This window comes from Streptomyces sp. NPDC059909 (genome assembly GCF_042730885.1).
In the GTDB taxonomy this organism is placed as follows: Bacteria; Actinomycetota; Actinomycetes; order Streptomycetales; family Streptomycetaceae; genus Streptomyces.
The window spans coordinates 209,117-224,531 of sequence record NZ_JBHWKX010000001.1; the positions used below are offsets into that span (position 1 = coordinate 209,117).

14 protein-coding genes, 1 tRNA gene and 1 pseudogene are annotated in these 15,415 nt (G+C 70.6%); 8 read left to right on the forward strand and 8 right to left on the reverse strand.

Annotation, left to right across the window (positions count from 1 at the left end; all coding sequences use genetic code 11):
• Positions 1–181: 181 nt before the first annotated feature.
• The 5 genes from ACFV9O_RS01015 to ACFV9O_RS01035 form a co-directional block, all read right to left on the reverse strand.
• Positions 182–1,645: a peptidoglycan D,D-transpeptidase FtsI family protein gene (locus ACFV9O_RS01015; protein WP_385410789.1), complete on the reverse strand. Its 1,464-nt coding sequence runs from the start codon at positions 1,643–1,645 to the stop codon at positions 182–184.
• Positions 1,642–3,069: an FtsW/RodA/SpoVE family cell cycle protein gene (locus ACFV9O_RS01020; protein ID WP_385410791.1), complete on the reverse strand. Its 1,428-nt coding sequence runs from the start codon at positions 3,067–3,069 to the stop codon at positions 1,642–1,644. Before ACFV9O_RS01020 ends, ACFV9O_RS01015 begins: the two co-directional genes overlap by 4 nt.
• Positions 3,070–3,108: 39 nt before the next feature.
• Positions 3,109–4,605, reverse strand: coding sequence for a Stp1/IreP family PP2C-type Ser/Thr phosphatase (locus ACFV9O_RS01025; protein ID WP_385410792.1), 1,497 nt, complete (start codon positions 4,603–4,605; stop codon positions 3,109–3,111).
• A 156-nt stretch (positions 4,606–4,761) separates the two neighbouring features.
• The gene (locus ACFV9O_RS01030) at positions 4,762–5,274 is read right to left on the reverse strand and encodes an FHA domain-containing protein (RefSeq protein ID WP_385410793.1); all 513 of its coding nucleotides are present in this window, start codon (positions 5,272–5,274) and stop codon (positions 4,762–4,764) included.
• Between the two features lie 10 nt (positions 5,275–5,284).
• Positions 5,285–6,181, reverse strand: coding sequence for an FhaA domain-containing protein (locus ACFV9O_RS01035; RefSeq protein ID WP_385410795.1), 897 nt, complete (start codon positions 6,179–6,181; stop codon positions 5,285–5,287).
• A gap of 460 nt (positions 6,182–6,641) precedes the next feature.
• Here ACFV9O_RS01035 and ACFV9O_RS01040 point away from each other — a divergent pair.
• Positions 6,642–6,725: transfer RNA gene (locus ACFV9O_RS01040), tRNA-Leu, on the forward strand.
• 118 nt (positions 6,726–6,843) lie between these two features.
• Here ACFV9O_RS01040 and ACFV9O_RS01045 read toward each other — a convergent pair.
• Both ACFV9O_RS01045 and ACFV9O_RS01050 read right to left on the reverse strand, forming a co-directional pair.
• Positions 6,844–7,389 (reverse strand): MFS transporter, encoded by a 546-nt coding sequence (locus tag ACFV9O_RS01045; RefSeq protein WP_385411103.1) that lies wholly within the window; start codon positions 7,387–7,389, stop codon positions 6,844–6,846.
• A 334-nt stretch (positions 7,390–7,723) separates the two neighbouring features.
• On the reverse strand, positions 7,724–8,137 hold the full coding sequence (locus ACFV9O_RS01050) for an MFS transporter (protein WP_385410796.1): 414 nt from the start codon (positions 8,135–8,137) through the stop codon (positions 7,724–7,726).
• 86 nt (positions 8,138–8,223) lie between these two features.
• On the opposite strand from ACFV9O_RS01050, the gene ACFV9O_RS01055 reads away from it, so the two are divergent.
• From ACFV9O_RS01055 to ACFV9O_RS01070, 4 genes and pseudogenes are all read left to right on the forward strand, one after another.
• Positions 8,224–8,832, forward strand: a complete 609-nt coding sequence (locus ACFV9O_RS01055) for a hypothetical protein (RefSeq protein ID WP_385410797.1) — start codon at positions 8,224–8,226, stop codon at positions 8,830–8,832.
• 25 nt (positions 8,833–8,857) lie between these two features.
• A complete protein-coding gene (locus tag ACFV9O_RS01060) occupies positions 8,858–9,235 on the forward strand; it encodes an ArsR/SmtB family transcription factor (RefSeq protein ID WP_385410799.1) in 378 nt (125 codons plus the stop codon).
• A 138-nt stretch (positions 9,236–9,373) separates the two neighbouring features.
• Positions 9,374–11,065, forward strand: a complete 1,692-nt coding sequence (locus ACFV9O_RS01065) for a sensor histidine kinase (protein ID WP_385411105.1) — start codon at positions 9,374–9,376, stop codon at positions 11,063–11,065.
• 107 nt (positions 11,066–11,172) lie between these two features.
• Positions 11,173–11,413: pseudogene (locus tag ACFV9O_RS01070) on the forward strand (LuxR C-terminal-related transcriptional regulator); the annotation flags it as partial.
• 253 nt (positions 11,414–11,666) lie between these two features.
• On the opposite strand, the gene ACFV9O_RS01075 reads toward ACFV9O_RS01070, so the two are convergent.
• Entirely contained in the window at positions 11,667–12,281 is a 615-nt protein-coding gene (locus ACFV9O_RS01075; protein ID WP_385411107.1) for an FMN-dependent NADH-azoreductase, read from the reverse strand.
• Between the two features lie 153 nt (positions 12,282–12,434).
• On the opposite strand from ACFV9O_RS01075, the gene ACFV9O_RS01080 reads away from it, so the two are divergent.
• The 3 genes from ACFV9O_RS01080 (at position 12,435) to ACFV9O_RS01090 (ending at position 15,396) form a co-directional block, all read left to right on the forward strand.
• Positions 12,435–12,794, forward strand: a complete 360-nt coding sequence (locus tag ACFV9O_RS01080; protein ID WP_385410800.1) for a winged helix-turn-helix transcriptional regulator — start codon at positions 12,435–12,437, stop codon at positions 12,792–12,794.
• A gap of 147 nt (positions 12,795–12,941) precedes the next feature.
• Positions 12,942–14,387, forward strand: a complete 1,446-nt coding sequence (locus ACFV9O_RS01085; RefSeq protein ID WP_385410801.1) for a DUF2252 domain-containing protein — start codon at positions 12,942–12,944, stop codon at positions 14,385–14,387.
• 55 nt (positions 14,388–14,442) lie between these two features.
• Positions 14,443–15,396 carry a hypothetical protein gene (locus tag ACFV9O_RS01090; RefSeq protein WP_385410802.1) on the forward strand — a complete coding sequence of 318 codons (954 nt, stop codon included), beginning with the start codon at positions 14,443–14,445 and terminating at the stop codon, positions 15,394–15,396.
• Positions 15,397–15,415 lie beyond the last annotated feature (19 nt).

A 15,415-nucleotide genomic window follows, 5' to 3' on the forward strand; every position in this document is an offset into this window, starting at 1 on the left:
AACTGTTCCAGCCCTCTCCGTCAGTCCCGACCGCACCCGTGTGTGTGGTCCGGCGGTGTGCTGTTCGCGCATACGCTACCGGCCACGCAGGGCCTGATCCGCCCATGGCCGGGACCTGATATGCGACCGGTATCGCATTGTGCGGTTATGCGGCAGGCCGACGCCGGGACAGTGACATGCGTCACTCCTTGCTGTCGAGCACCGCCTGCATCACCTTCTTGGCGATGGGTGCCGCGAGTCCGCCGCCGCTGATGTCGTCACGAGCCGTGCCCGCCGAGTCCTCCACCACGACGGCGACAGCGACCGGCGAGCCGCTGTCGGTCTTGGCGTACGAGATGAACCAGGCGTACGGGCGCTTGCTGTTCCCGACGCCGTGCTGGGCGGTACCGGTCTTGCCGCCGACCGTCACGTCGTCGATCTGCGCGGCGGTGCCGGTGCCCTTCTCGACGACGTTCTCCATCATCTGCTGGAGGAGCTGTGCGTTCTTCTCCGAGAGCGGGCGGCTCATCTCCTCCGGCTCGGTCTTGCTGAGCTCGTCCAGGTTGGGCGCCTCGAGACGGTCGATCATGTACGGCTTCATCAGCTTGCCGTCGTTGGCGATCGCCGCCGTGACCATGGCCATCTGGAGCGGAGTGGCCGCGGTGTTGAACTGGCCGATGGAGGAGAGCGCGTTGCCGCCGCGGTCCATGGTCTTGTCGTAGACCGAGGCGGAGGCGCGGACCGGCGTGTCGATCTCCGGGTTGTTGAAGCCGAACTTCTCCGCGGTCTCGAGCATCTTGTCCCGCGTGACCTCGTCGCCGAGCTTGGCGAAGACCGAGTTGCAGGAGACCTCCAGGGCCCGGTTCAGGCTGGCGTTCTCGCAGCCGCTCGCGTGGTTGACCATCGGCTTGGTCGACAGCGGAATCTTGTACGGCTCGGGAGTGTCGGTCGGCGCGTCGATGTCCGTGACGATGCCGTGCTCGAGGGCCGCGGCGGCCGTGACGACCTTGAAGGTGGAGCCGGGCGGGTAGGTCTCGCGCAGTGCGCGGTTGAGCTTCGGCTTGTCCTTGTCCTTCTCCAGGGCCAGCCAGGCCTTCTCGTCCTTGGCGCCATAGCCGGCGAAGGTGGCGGGGTCGTACGACGGCGTCGAGGCGAGCGCGAGGATCGCTCCGGTGCGCGGGTCGATGGCCGCGACAGCGCCCTTCTTGTCGCCGAGGCCCTCGAACGCGGCCTTCTGGGCCTTGCCGTTCAGGGTGGTGACGACATTGCCGCCCTTCTTCTTGTCGCCCGTGAACATCGCCATCGTGCGGTCGAAGAAGAGCCGGTCGTCGTTGCCGCTGAGGATGCCGTCCTCGAGCTTCTCGATCTGGTTGGCGTCGTACGCCTGTGACGCGTAGCCGGTGACCGGGGCCCACATGGGGCCGTCGACGTAGGTGCGCTTGTACTTGAAGTCGGTGTCGTCGGTCAGTACGGAGCCGGTGATGGGCTTGCCGTCGACGATGATGTTGCCGCGCTCGTGGGCGTACCGCTCGATCTGGACGCGGCGGTTGTACTTGTGCGTGTTGAGCTCGTCCGCGCGCACGTACTGGAGCCAGTTGTCCCGGATCATCAGGGCGAGGACCAGGAGTCCGCAGAAGATCGCGATCCGGCGCAGGGGCTTGTTCACGGTCGGACCACCTGGGTCATCTCGGCGTCGGGGGACGGGGCGGGGGCGGGCGCGGGACGGCGCGCGGTGTCGCTGATACGGATCAGGATGCCGATCAGGGCCCAGTTGGCGATCACGGAGGAACCGCCTGCCGCGAGGAACGGCATGGTCATACCGGTGAGCGGGATGAGACCCATGACACCGCCGGCGACGACGAAGACCTGGAGGGCGAAGGCGCCGGAGAGGCCGATGGCGAAGAGCTTGCCGAACGGGTCGCGGGCGGCGAGGGCCGTGCGGATGCCGCGCTCGATGATCAGACCGTAGAGCAGCAGGAAGGCCATCACACCGGCGAGGCCCAGTTCCTCGCCGACGGTGGCGAAGATGAAGTCGGAGTTGGCGGCGAAGCTGATGAGGTCGGAGTTGCCCTCGCCGAGGCCGGTGCCGAGGACGCCACCGGAGCCGAAGGACATCAGGACCTGGGTCATCTGGTCGCAGGCGTTGAGCATGTTGGAGCCCGCGGGGGCGGTCTCCCGGCAGCCGAAGGGGTCGATCCAGGCGGCCACGCGGGACTGGACGTGGCTGGCGAACGAGGCGACGACGACCGCGCCGCCCGCCGACATCAGCAGTCCGATCACGATCCAGCTGGTCCGCTCGGTGGCCACGTACAGCATGATCACGAACATGCCGAAGAAGAGCAGCGAGGTGCCGAGGTCGTTCTCGAAGATGAGGACGAGCAGGCTCATCGCCCAGATCGTGAGGATCGGGCCGAGGTCGCGGCCGCGCGGCAGATAGAGCCCCATGAACCGCCGGCTCGCGAGGGCCAGTGCGTCGCGCTTGACCATGAGGTAGCCGGAGAAGAACACCGCGATGACGATCTTCGCGAACTCACCGGGCTGGATGGAGAAGCCGCCGACGCGGATCCAGATCTTGGCGCCGAAGACGTCCGCGCCGAGGCCGGGGACGATCGGCAGGAGCAGCAGCACCAGCGACGCCGCCATCGAGATGTAGGTGAAGCGCTGGAGGATGCGGTGGTCCTTCAGGACGAGCAGTACGCCCACGAACAGCGCGATGCCCAGCGCCGAGTACATCAGCTGGTTCATGGCCTGCGGCGCGAAGTCGCTGCGCGCGTTCAGCCGCGGCGACTGGTCGAGGCGCCAGATGAGCACCAGGCCCAGTCCGTTGAGCAGCGTCGCCAGCGGCAGCAGCAGCGGGTCGGCGTACTTCGCGAACTTCCGCACCACGAGATGCGCGACGCCCGCCAGCAGGCCCAGCCCGAGCCCGTAACCGAGCATGCCGGAGGGCACCTCGCCGTCGAGCGCGAGGCCCACGTTGAGGTACGCGAACACCGGGATGACGACGGCGAAGCCGAGCAACGCCAGCTCGGTGTTACGGCGGCTCGGCAGTTCGATCGCGCCAATGGTGGTCGTGTTGGTGACAACGCTCATGGTTAGGAAAGGCCCCCTACGGGTTTGCCGCTCGACCGCTTACTGCTTGCCGCAGTTCGAGGCCAGCTTCTGCTCCTCCTCCGAGAGGGTGGGGCCCGGAGAGGGAGTCGCTGCGGTCGGCTTGATCTGGGCGGACTGGGTGGCGGGCTTCGTGCCGGTGGTACCGCCGGCCTCGCCCTCACCGGTCTGCGCCCCGGCCGCACGGTCGGCGGCGCGGCGCTGCTCGTCCTTCTTGCAGGCGGAGGCCTGCGTGGCGAGCTCCTGGATCTTGTCGCGTGCGTCGCCGAGACTGCCCTCGGTGATCGTCTCCTCGACCTGCTTCTGCTGGTAGGGCGGCAGGTACTTGAGTTCGATCTCGGGGTGGTCCTTCTCGACCTTCGAGAGCGAGAGCCAGGCGAGGTCCTGGCTGATGCCCCGGTAGAGCGCGATGTGCTTGTCCTTGGCCCCGACGTAGTACTGGGTCTGGGTCCAGCGCCAGGCGCCGTACAGACCGCCGCCGACCACGGCGAGCGCGAGCACGATGAAGAAGGATCTCTTCAGCCACCTACGGCCGGAGCGCGGTTTGACGAAGTCCTCGTCGGTGTACGCGCCGAAGCTGCCCCGGGGCGGCATTCCGCCGTAGCCCATGTCGTCGCCGCTCCCGGGCGGACCGAAACCGCCGCCGGGGGGCGGCGGGACGGGGCGGCCGAGGCCGGACGCGCGTCCCGCGGGCGTCTGCATGGCCCCGCCGTCGTGGTGCTGCGCCTGGTTCTCGGCGACCGCGCCGACGATGACGGGGGTGTCGCTGAGCTGTCCGGCGAGGGTGTCGCCGCCGTCGACGTCGAGGACGTCCGCGACGATCACCGTGATGTTGTCCGGGCCGCCGCCGCGCAGTGCGAGCTGGATCAGCTCCTGCACGGTCTCCTGCGGGCCCTGGTAGCTGGCGAGGGTGTCCTCCATCGTCTGGTGGGAGACGACGCCGGACAGTCCGTCGGAGCAGATCAGGTAGCGGTCGCCGGCCCGGACCTCGCGGATGGAGAGATCGGGCTCGACGTGGTCGCCGCTGCCCAGCGCGCGCATCAGCAGGGAGCGCTGCGGGTGGGTGGTGGCCTCTTCCTCGGTGATCCGCCCCTCGTCGACGAGGCGCTGCACCCAGGTGTGGTCCTGCGTGATCTGCGTGAGCACGCCGTCGCGGAGCAGATACGCACGGGAGTCGCCGACGTGGACGAGGCCGAGTCGCTGGCCGGTCCACAGCAGCGCGGTCAGGGTGGTCCCCATGCCCTCGAGCTGGGGGTCCTCCTCGACCATCGCGCGCAACTGGTCGTTCGCCCGCTGCACGGCGGTGCCGAGCGAGGTGAGGATGTCCGAACCCGGTACGTCGTCGTCGAGCTGGACGAGCGTGGAGATGACCTCGGAGGAGGCGACCTCACCGGCGGCCTGGCCGCCCATGCCGTCGGCGATCGCGAGAAGGCGCGGGCCGGCGTAGCCGGAGTCCTCGTTGCCCTCCCGGATCATGCCCTTGTGCGATCCGGCGGCGAAGCGCAGTGACAGACTCATGCGCACCTCGCCCGTCGGATCGGGGTACAGCCGGTCTCGAGCCACACTGCCCACCCTCCGGTCGGGAGCCGCCCGTCCCGGCCCGCTGCCGGGACTGCTGCGGGGTCCGTTGTGGGGACCGCCGCGGCTCGCTCGCTCCGCTCGCTCATTGTCGTACTACTTCCGCAGCTCGATGACGGTCTTGCCGATGCGGATCGGCGCGCCCAGCGGAATCGGTGTCGGAGTGGTGAGCCGGGTCCGGTCGAGATAGGTGCCGTTGGTGGACCCGAGATCCTCGACGATCCACTGGCCGTCACGGTCCGGGTAGATCCTGGCATGCCGGCTGGACGCGTAGTCGTCGTCCAGCACGATCGTGGAGTCGTGTGCGCGGCCCAGCGTGATCGTCTGGCCCTGCAGGGCGACCGTGGTGCCGGTGAGGCTGCCCTCGGAGACGACCAGTTTGGTGGGCGCCCCGCGGCGCTGCCGCGCGGACTGCTGGCGCTGCTGCGGAGGCGCCGCGGCCTGGCGCGCGGCCTGCTGCGGTCGTGCGTCGGCGTTGCGGCGCGAGCCGCGCTGCGTGACGCGCGTACCGAACAGGTCGCTACGGATGACCTGGACGGCCACGATGACGAACAGCCACAGTACGGCCAGGAAACCCAGCCGCATGACCGTCAGGGTCAGCTCTGACATTGCCCCCGCTTCACCCTTCGGCTTGCCGGTAAACGATGGTGGTGCTGCCCACGACGATCCGCGAGCCGTCGCGGAGCGTAGCGCGGGTGGTGTGCTGCCCGTCTACCACGATGCCGTTGGTGGACCCGAGATCCTGGATCGTCGAGGGCGTTCCGGTCCGGATCTCGCAGTGGCGGCGCGAAACGCCGGGGTCGTCGATCCGTACGTCGGCTTCGGTGCTGCGGCCCAGCACCATCGTCGGGCGGGAGATCTGGTGGCGGGTGCCGTTGATCTCGATCCAGCGGCGCACCTGGGCGCCCGGCATGGGACCGGGTGCCGCGGCCGCCGGGCGTCCGGCGGCGGTGGGCGTGGGGCCCGGCCGGTTCATCCCGGGCGGCGGTGCGGACGGCATGGGAGGAGCACTCACGGGAGGGTAGCCGTAGCCGCCGCCCTGCGGGCCGGCCGCGGGAGGACCGTGCGGGCCGGCGCCGTGCGGGCCGACTCCAGGTCCGGCTCCCGGTCCGGCCGGTGCGCGGTCGGGCGACTGTGACGTACTCGACGCGAGCGTACGGCTGCGGACCCGGTAGAGACCGGTGTCGAGGTCGTCGGCCTTCTCCAAGTGGACCTTGATCGGGCCCATGAAGGTGTACCGCTGCTGCTTGGCGTAGTCCCTGACCAGGCCGGAGAGCTCGTCGCCGAGCTGGCCCGAGTAAGGGCTGAGGCGCTCGTAGTCCGGCGCGCTCAGCTCCACGATGAAGTCGTTGGGGACGACGGTCCGCTCGCGGTTCCAGATCGTCGCGTTGTTGTCGCACTCGCGCTGGAGGGCGCCCGCGATCTCGACGGGCTGGACCTCGGACTTGAAGACCTTGGCGAAGGTGCCGTTGACCAGACCTTCGAGCCGCTGTTCGAAACGCTTCAGGACTCCCATGGGGCACCTCCTCCGTCGTTGCCGTCCTGGTACTGCTTACTGATCGTATCCACGCGTCGGGAAATCGGCTGGTTCCCCTTGTCTGCCCCGTCGATGAGTGTCACCTCTCACACGGATCTCCACACGGATCGTAGAGGCGGCTTCCTGACAGTGTCCCGCACCCGGGGAGTACCGGGGAGAAGAGGGGTGAGGAGAGGCGAGGAGGCGCCGTCCGGGGAGCCGGCGCCGATGTCGTTCCGGATGCGGTTCCGGATGCGGTCGCGGTGCCGTCCCGGGGTCGGCCCCGGGCTGCCGGAGGCTGTCCTGGGACCCGCCCTGGGAGCCGTCCTGGGAGCCGTCCCAGGGGTGCCCGGTCCGCTGAACAAACGGATGTGAATCGACCCTCGGCAGCATGCTAATGTTCTGCATGTCGCAAGGCGCTCGCCCCGAACAGGTGAGGGACACAGCGGCAACACCCAATGCGCGGGTGGCGGAATAGGCAGACGCGCTGGATTCAGGTTCCAGTGCCCGCAAGGGCGTGGGGGTTCAACTCCCCCCTCGCGCACCGACGAGACGGTCGTCATCGTGATCACGATGACGACCGTCTCGCTTTTCCCGACAGGTCAGGGATGGCGGGGGCGCACGACTGCCGTCGGTGCCGCCGTGCTTCCCACTGGGCCCCGTCAGGCTGCGAGAGCGTGATGCATGCGCCGGGTGACATGTCCCTCGAAGGCCAGGGTCGCGGCCGAGCAGAGGACGCCGGCGACGAGTGCCGTCCACCACAGGACCGCCGGGCCGAGGGCGGTGCAGAGGGTGACGCCGAGGGTAAGGGCGGCGAATCTGGCGACGCCCCAGGTCCAGGCGAACGCTCCCTGATAGCGGCCGCGTGCGTGGGCCGGAGCGAGGTTGGCGACGACCGTGGCGGCGATACCGGCCACGACCACCTCACCCAGTGACCAGACGATCACCGAGGCCGTGTAGCCGGCGATGCTGTCCGCGAGGCCTGTCAGTGCCACGCCGACGGCGATCAGCGCACTGCCCGCGCACTGGACGGGGAGCTGCGGCAGCCGGGCCAGCCGGGCCGTCGCGAACGGCTGGAGGGCCACCACCAGGACAGCGTTGACCGCCGCCATCGCCCCGTAGACGGCCGGGGAGAGAGCACTGTCGTGAATGGCGAGCGGCAGGGCGGCCTCGGTGAGGGAGCAGACGAAGAGCTGAACGCCGAACAGGGGGCAGCGCGAGCACCAGACGGTCCCGGAAGACGACCCCGTAGCCGATGCCGTCGCTGTCCTCGTGCGCCGCGTCTTCGCGTGCCGCGTCTTCGCGTGCCGCGATCGTGCGCGCCGGGTCCCCCTGCGCCACGTCCGTGTGCACCGGGTCCGTGTGCATCGGGTCCTTCGCCGTGGGCCGCGGCTCGCTCAGCCGGGTCGCCACGACAGCGGCGTAGATCAGCATGGTCCCGGCATCGACGGCGAAGAGCAGCCAGTACCCGTGCGCGGCGAGAAGGCCGCCGAGCACCCCGGCCGCGGCCGTTCCGGTGTTGACGCCCCAGCCGAAGAGGGCCTACGCCCGCTGCCTGCGCCCCGCGTCCACGGAGTCGGCCATCAAGGCGTACGCGGCGGGCCCGACCATCGCGCCCGTCGCGCTGATCAGCAGTGCGGCCGCGGCCATCATCGGCACGCCCGGGGCAACGAACAGCGCACCCTGGGCCGCCGCCGCACCGACAAGCCCGATCAGCATCGTCGGGCGACGGCCGATCCGGTCGGCGAGCAGCCCGCCGACCGCCGGGCCGAGCAGATTGCCCGCGCCGAGGGCGCCGAGGGCGCCGAGGACGTACGAGGTCTCCGTCCCTGTGACGCCGCGCGCGGCCAGGAAGAACACCAGGAACGGTGTGACCAGGTAGCCGAGACGGTTGACGATCGTGCCGGCGAAGACGGTCCAGACGGTGGGCGGAAGTCCGCGGAAGGTGGAGAGCATGCGAGGGAGACTGCGGCCCGGTTCCCTCGGTGGGCCATTGATTAAGCTCAGACCGAATCCGATGAACGGCCAGAGGGGGGCGGCACGTGGAGTCGGGACTGAGTTTCTCCACGGCGGACCTGGCGCAGACCCGCTTCGCGGTCTCCCCGATGTGGGAGGTCGTCACCAGCTTCCGGCTGCTCAGGGACGGGGCCGAGCCGCCGCTTCACCGGCGATGGGCGGCACAGGTACGGCCCCGGTTGACGCAGGCGGGGCTCGACCGTGGCTGGCCGGCCGAGCTGATCCCCGCCCGCGGCTATCTCGCGGACTTCCTCAATCCCACCCCCGCCGCCCCGTTCCCCACCCTCGCCGCCGAACTGGAGGCGATCCGGCGTACCCGGCCCGGGCAGGTACTCACCGACCTGGAGATGCTGAGGGCCGAGCGCGACCAGGCCCCGTCCCCGAGGATCAGGCTGCTGGAACAAGCCCCTGAGGCGGCCCTGGAGAAGGTCTGCGCCGAGATCGAGACCTACTGGGAGTCGCCCTCGGGCCCTACTGGGCCCGCATACGGCGACTCCTCGAAGCGGATGTGTTCCACCGCGCCCGCAGGTGGCCGAGTACGGATCCGCCCACGTCCTGGGCGAACTCCACGAGACCGTACGGTGGGACGACGGCACCCTGCGCCTGGTCCGCCGCCACTGTGCTCTGACACGTGACAAAGCGGGTTCGGGGCTGCTGCTGGTGCCCTCGGCGTTCGCCTGGCCGCGCGTGCTGACCCGCTCGGTGCCGCCGGAGCCTCCCCAACTCGCGTATCCGGCACGCGGCATCGGCAATCTGTGGGCGCCGAGGACCACCGCTTCCGCCCACGCGGTCGCCGCCGGCCGCTCCCGCACGATGCTCCTGACCGAACTCGACACACCGGCCTCGACCACTCAACTCGCCCAGCACTCCGGCCTGTCCGCTGCCGGTGTCTCCCAGCACCTCACAGCCCTGCGGAACGCGGGCCTGGTCACCGCGCATCGCAGAGGCCGCTCGGTCCTCTACGCCCGCACGGCCGTCGCCGACGCGCTCCTGGCTCCGAGCGGGGACGGACTCGCCGCAAAGAGCCCGGAGGACTGAGCCCGGGAACGTCCCGGCGGGAATGACGGTGAGAGGTCACTTTCGTCGCGTGCGTATGCGACGAAAGTGGAGCGCGAACGGCACCGGGCGCTGAATAGGGTGCCTGCCGTGGAAGCGTCTTCGAACATACGGGCCCGGATACGGGCGGGCCGGCAGTGGCTGGCCGCACCGGAGCTGTGGTCCCGCCGCAGGCTCGCGGGCGAGGTGGTCCTCGCGCTCGTGCTGGGGCTGATGAGCGCGGGGCTGGCCGAGCTGTTGGGGGCGTCGGGGCCGGCCGTCGCCGCCGAGGGGGCCGCGACCGCCGTGCTGTCCCTGATGCGCCGGAGACTGCCCGTGAGCGTCCTGGTCGTGACGTCGGGACTGGCCCCGGTGGTCGACGGGTTCGCTCCGCTGATGATGGTCGTGGGCTGGTCGGCCGGGCGGCGCATCCCCGGGGCGGGCAGGGCGCTGACCGCGTTCACCGGTGCGTACGTCCTCTGCGTCGGCACCACGCTGGTCGACGGCTGGTCGCAGGACGTCGGGATGGCCGTCGTGCTGTTCACGACGCTGTTCTTCCTGGCGACGACGCTCGTGCCCGGCCTCGCCAGCCGCTACTGGACCCAGCGCCGGACCCTGCTGCGCACCCTCCAGGAGCGCAATGTCCAGCTGCTGCGCGAGCGCGCGATGGTCGCCGGACAGGCGCGGCTGCGCGAGCGCCAGCGCATCGCCCAGGACATGCACGACAGCCTCGGGCATCAACTGGCCCTCATCGCCGTCCACGCCGGCGCACTCGAGGTGGACCGTGAGCTGACCGGCCGGCAGCGGGAGGCCGTCGGGGTCCTGCGGGAGGCATCGGTGACGGCGATGCACGAGCTGCGCGAGGTCGTCGGCATCCTCAGGGACGGCGTGGAGGCACCCGCGTCACCCCCCGCCGTGGACGAGTCCGGGCGGGCCGCACGGGGGACGGCCGGTGTCGTGGGGCTTGTCGATGCGGCCAGGGCCGCGGGCAACGCCGTGGAACTGCGGCGTACGGGAGAGGCCAGGCCACTGGCGGCGGCGGCCGACCACGCGGCGTTCCGGATAGCCCAGGAGGCGTTGACCAACGCCTTCAAGCACGCGCCCGGAGCGCCGATCGTCGTTGAACTGCGGTACGAGCCGGACTCCTTCGTCGTGGAGAGCGTCAACGAGGCCGCGACCGGTGCCGTGGACGCCGTCGGCGAGGCCGTCAGGGGTGGTCAGGGGCTGACCGGGCTGCACGAACGCGCCCGGCTCGTCGGGGGCATGGTGCACGCGGGGCCCGTCGACGGCGGTGGGTTCCGCGTGGCGGGCGTACTTCCGTACGGCGTCGTCGAAGCCGCGCCCATCGGCGATGCGGTGGACGACTTCCGGCAGCAGTCGCCGGCCGTCCCGCTCGGGAACGGTGTTCCGGTCACGGACTGGACCGTTTCGGAGAGGGAGCTGGCAATGGGTGGCGCAAGCAGGAGCAGGAGCGGCGGATGGGCGCTGGGGTGCGGGATCGCGCTGGCCGCCTTGGTGTTGCTCGTGGTGGCGAGTCTCTTCGGGCTCTTCTTCCTGATGGGGTCGCTGAGCAAGGGGATGATCGACCCCGAGCAGTACGACGCCATCGAGGTCGGCACGGCGGAGAAGGACGTACGCGACCGGCTGCCGGACGGCGACACCATCGCCACGACCGGGCTCCACGGGAAGGGCCCGAAGGAGCCGAAGGGGTCGTCCTGCCTGGTGCTGATGTCCTCCGAGACGGGGGACAGCCTGGACACCGAGCCGGTGTTCCGGTTCTGCTTCCAGGACGGCAAGCTGGTCGAGAAAAAGGCGTACGAGGTCAAGCGGTAGGAAAACAGGGGGAGTTTCTGTGACCGGGTCTGCGGCGGCTGCGGGGTCTCCGGGTTTGCCGGGGGCTCCGGGTCTCCGGCGTTTTCGGGGGTGCCGGCACCTTCGGGCGGGCGGTACGGGCCGCGGCCGCCGGTGACGCGTATCTCTCGCCCGGAGCCATCCGGCATGTGGTGGACCCGCTGGCTTCGGGGCGGGCCGCGGCGCGCAGCGAGCAGGCCCGCGCATGGGTGACGGCGCTGAGCGCGCGAGCGTGAGGTGCTGGCGCTGCTCGGGGAAGGGCTGTCCAACGCGGACGGCGAGCGCCGGTCGCATATGAGCGAGGCGACCGTGAAGACCTACGTAGCGCGGCCTTTCGGGGCCGGAGCTGGAGCTGGAGCAGAGAGCTGGTGGCACCCTGGCCCAGCCTGCTGGCCTGCTGGCCTGCTGGCCTGCTGGCCTGCCGGCCTGTCGGCCTGTCGCTGACTGCCGGGCTGTCGCCGTTCTGCGTCCGGTGTTTCACGTGGAACACAGACGGGACACCGGCGGGAGCGGCAGGCCATCGGCGCGGCCGAGCCGCCCGCCGATGGCCTGCTGCTCCCGCGGTGTGAGGTGAGGTCGCCGGCTACGCGGCCAGGCGCGCCGCCAGCTCCTTCGCCTTCTGCGCGGCCTGGTCGAACGCCTTGGTCCTGGAGGCCTCGGCGAGCGGCACGAGCTCGGCCATCTCGGGCTTCGCGGGGGCCATGGTCAGCTCGGGCACGATGAAGTCGACCTCCGCGCCGAGCATCCCGGTGAGGACCTTCTCCAGGTAGTTCTGGACGAACTCGAAGTCCTCGCGCGGAGTGCCAGGGGCGTACGAGCCGCCGCGGCTGGCGACGACGGTGACCGGGGTGCCCGCCACGGGGCCGTCGGGGCTGCCGGCGTTGTGACCCACGATGATCACCTGGTCCAGCCAGGCCTTGAGCGTGGACGGGATCGTGAAGTTGTACATGGGGGCGCCGATCAGTACGGCGTCCGCCGCCTCGAGTTCGTCGGCGAGCTCGCGGCGGAGCGCGTCATCCGCACCTGCGGAGACGGCGGCGATGTCGAGGTGCGGCAGCGGGTTCGCGGCCAGATCGCGGTAGACGACCTTGCCATCGGGGTGCTCCTCCAGCCAGGTCTTCACAAAGGCGGCGGTGACATCGCGCGATGCGGAGCCCTGGGGGAAGACGGCGGAATCGATGTGCAGCAGCGTGGCCACGATGTTCTCCAAGGGTGCAGATGTGCAGGTGTGCAGGGGGTGGGCACGGGGCCGGAAGCCCGAACGCGAGTCCTCAGGTTCCGTGCGTAACTATGAATAGCATAGCTACTTACTTTTTCTCACCCCCGAACGGGGTGGCAGTACGCTGGGGGCATGGCGGATCACAGCGAGCACGCGTGCAGGCAGGTCGACCAGGCGATCACGCACGTCTTCGAGCTGTTCGGCAAGCGCTGGACGGGCCCGATCGTGTCCGTGCTGTTGCAGCAGCCCGTGTACTTCGCCGAGCTGCGCAGGGCGATCCCGGGCATCAGCGAGCGCATGCTGTCCGACCGTCTGAGCGAGCTGGCGGCGGCCGGGCTGATCCTGCGCGAGGTCGACGAAGGCCCGCCGCTGCGCGTCTCGTACCGGCTCACGGTGGCCGGTTCGGCACTGGAGCCCGCACTCAAGGAGCTGGGGCGGTGGGCCGAGGCCTATCTGCCGAGTGGTGTGCGAGGAGACGGGCAGCCCTGCTGAGCGTCGACGACTGTCCACGAGTGCCGAGGCGCTGAAGGGCCCGTCGCAAGGTTGTCCGAGGTTATCCACAGGGGGAGACGGCTGCCTGACGTGGCTGTACCGTCTGGTGAGTTGATGTTGTACGACGTCGGGGGAGGCGGTCCCGCCATGGGTGAGGTCGAAGCGGTCGTGCCGGTGCAGCGGTCGGCTTCCGGGGGTGTGCGGGTTCCTGAGGTGGCCGGCTTCGCCAGGCATGGCGCGACGGGCAGTGAGCCCGACTCCCCCAAGGAGGCGGGCAAGGCGCTGCGGGCCCGGGTGCCGCGCTCGTCGCACGACACACTGCTCATCGGCGCGGGGCGACCGGACGCGGTGCAGGCCGTCGAGGAGTCCAGCCGTGGCCGGGTGCCAGAGCTCGCTCCGATCCGGGTCGGGCGGATGGCCGCGTCTCCCTTCGCGTTTCTGCGCGGTGCCGCGGGACTGATGGCCCATGATCTGGTCGCCACCCCCGTCACCGGCGTCGCGGCGCAGATCTGCGGCGACGCGCATGCGGCGAACTTCGGGCTGTACGGGGACGCGCGCGGGCGTCTGGTCATCGATCTGAACGACTTCGACGAGACCGTGCTCGGCCCCTGGGAATGGGACCTCAAGCGGCTCGCGGCCTCGATCGTCCTGGCCGGCCGTGAGGCCGGTGCCGACGAGGACACCTGCCGCAGGGCCGCCTTCGACGTGGCCGGTGCGTACCGTCGGACGATGCGGCTGCTGGCCAAGCTCCCGGTGCTCGACGCGTGGAACGCGATCGCGGACGAAGAGCTTGTCTCGCACACGGACGCGCGGGATCTGCTCGGCACGCTCGAGCGGGTCTCCGAGAAGGCCCGGAGCAACACCAGCGCCCGGTTCGCCGCCAGGTCGACGGAGGCCGGGCCCGACGGTAGCCGCCGCTTCGTGGACGCGCCTCCCGTGCTGCGCCGGGTGCCGGACGAGGAGGCCGCCGCCGTCGCCGCGTCGCTCGGGGAGTATCTGGAGACGCTCTCCGAGGACCGGCTGCCGCTGCTGGCGCGGTATGCCATCCACGATGTCGCGTTCCGGGTGGTGGGTACCGGGAGCGTCGGGACCAGGTCCTATGTGGTGCTGCTGATCGACCACCGGGGCGAGCCGCTGGTGCTCCAGGTGAAGGAGGCACGGGCCTCCGCGCTGCTGCCGCATCTGCGGGCCGCGGGCTTCAGCGACCCCGAGCCGCTGCACGAGGGCCGCCGGGTCGTGCTGGGACAGAAGCGGATGCAGGTCGTCAGCGACATCCTGCTGGGCTGGACGACCGTGGAGGGCAGGCCCTTCCAGGTGCGGCAGTTCAGGAACCGCAAGGGCAGTGTGGACCCGGCAGCCCTCGCGGCCGACCAGGTGGACGACTACGCCCGGATGACGGGAGCGCTGCTGGCCAGGGCCCATGCGCACAGCGTCGACCCGCGGCTTGTCGCGGGGTACTGCGGCAAGAACGAGGAGCTCGACGAGGCCGTGGCCGGCTTCGCTGTGCTCTACGCGGACCGGACGGAGGCGGACCACAGCGAGCTGGTCGCCGCCGTGCGGAGCGGGCGGATAGCCGCCGAGCTCGGCGTGTGACGGGCCGGAGGCTCGTCCGCCCGGGGTGGACGGAGCTCTGCCATACGCTGGGCGGGTGACCCAGGATTCTCCCGGGGCGCCGACGACCCGGACCGACGACGAGCAGGACGACCACCGAGTGGACGAACAGAGCAGCGTGGACGAGCAGGGCGTGCCCGAGGCCGATGACGCGCCGGGCGGCGCACAGGACGGCCCGGGTGTGCAGGACAGCCGGGCTGCTCAGGCGGCGGACGGCGAGCGGCCCGAGGCCCGGCTCGAGCGGGCCGTGCGCGCCGCCGAGCAGGCGCTGATCGAGTTCGAGATCGCGGTGGAGACCTTCCGCGTCGAGGTCGAGAACTTCTCGCGGCTGCACCACCAGAAGCTCGGCCCGATGTACTCCCGGCTCGACGAGCTCGACGCCCTGATCGCGGAGGCCCGCGCCGCCCGCACCGGCGACCCGGAGGATCTGCGCCGAGCAGAGGAGGCGCGGGCCATGGTGATGCCGATGCCCGGTGTCGACGAGCTCTTCCACGACTGGATCGACTCGGACGGTCTGTCGCCCGAGGCAGTCGCGATGCTGACCGACCAGTCCGTGCAGCCGCCGAAGCGCGTACGGCCGAGCGACGAGGCGCGCAAGCTGTACCGGGAGCTCGCCCGCAAGGCCCACCCGGATCTGGCGCAGGAGGAGAAGGAGCGCGCCCGCCGTGAGGAGTTCATCACGCGCGTGAACGCCGCCTACGGGCGCGGGGACGAGGCTCTGCTCCGTGAGCTGTCGCAGGAGTGGGACGCCGGACCGGTGCCGGAGGCTCCCCGGCTCAGCGAGAGCGAGGAGCTCTACGCCCGCCTGGAGTGGCTGGCGCAGCGCAAGGAGCTGCTGACCGCGGTCGCCAAGGAGCTGGAGGACAGCGCGATCGGCGCGATGCTGAGGATGGCACCCGACGACCCGGACCGGCTGCTGGACGAGATCGCCGAGCAGCTGCTGGCGCAGGTCGCACAGCGCGAGGCCGAGCTGGCCGGCCTGGTGCAGTAGGTTTCCCGTGGGCGCCCGT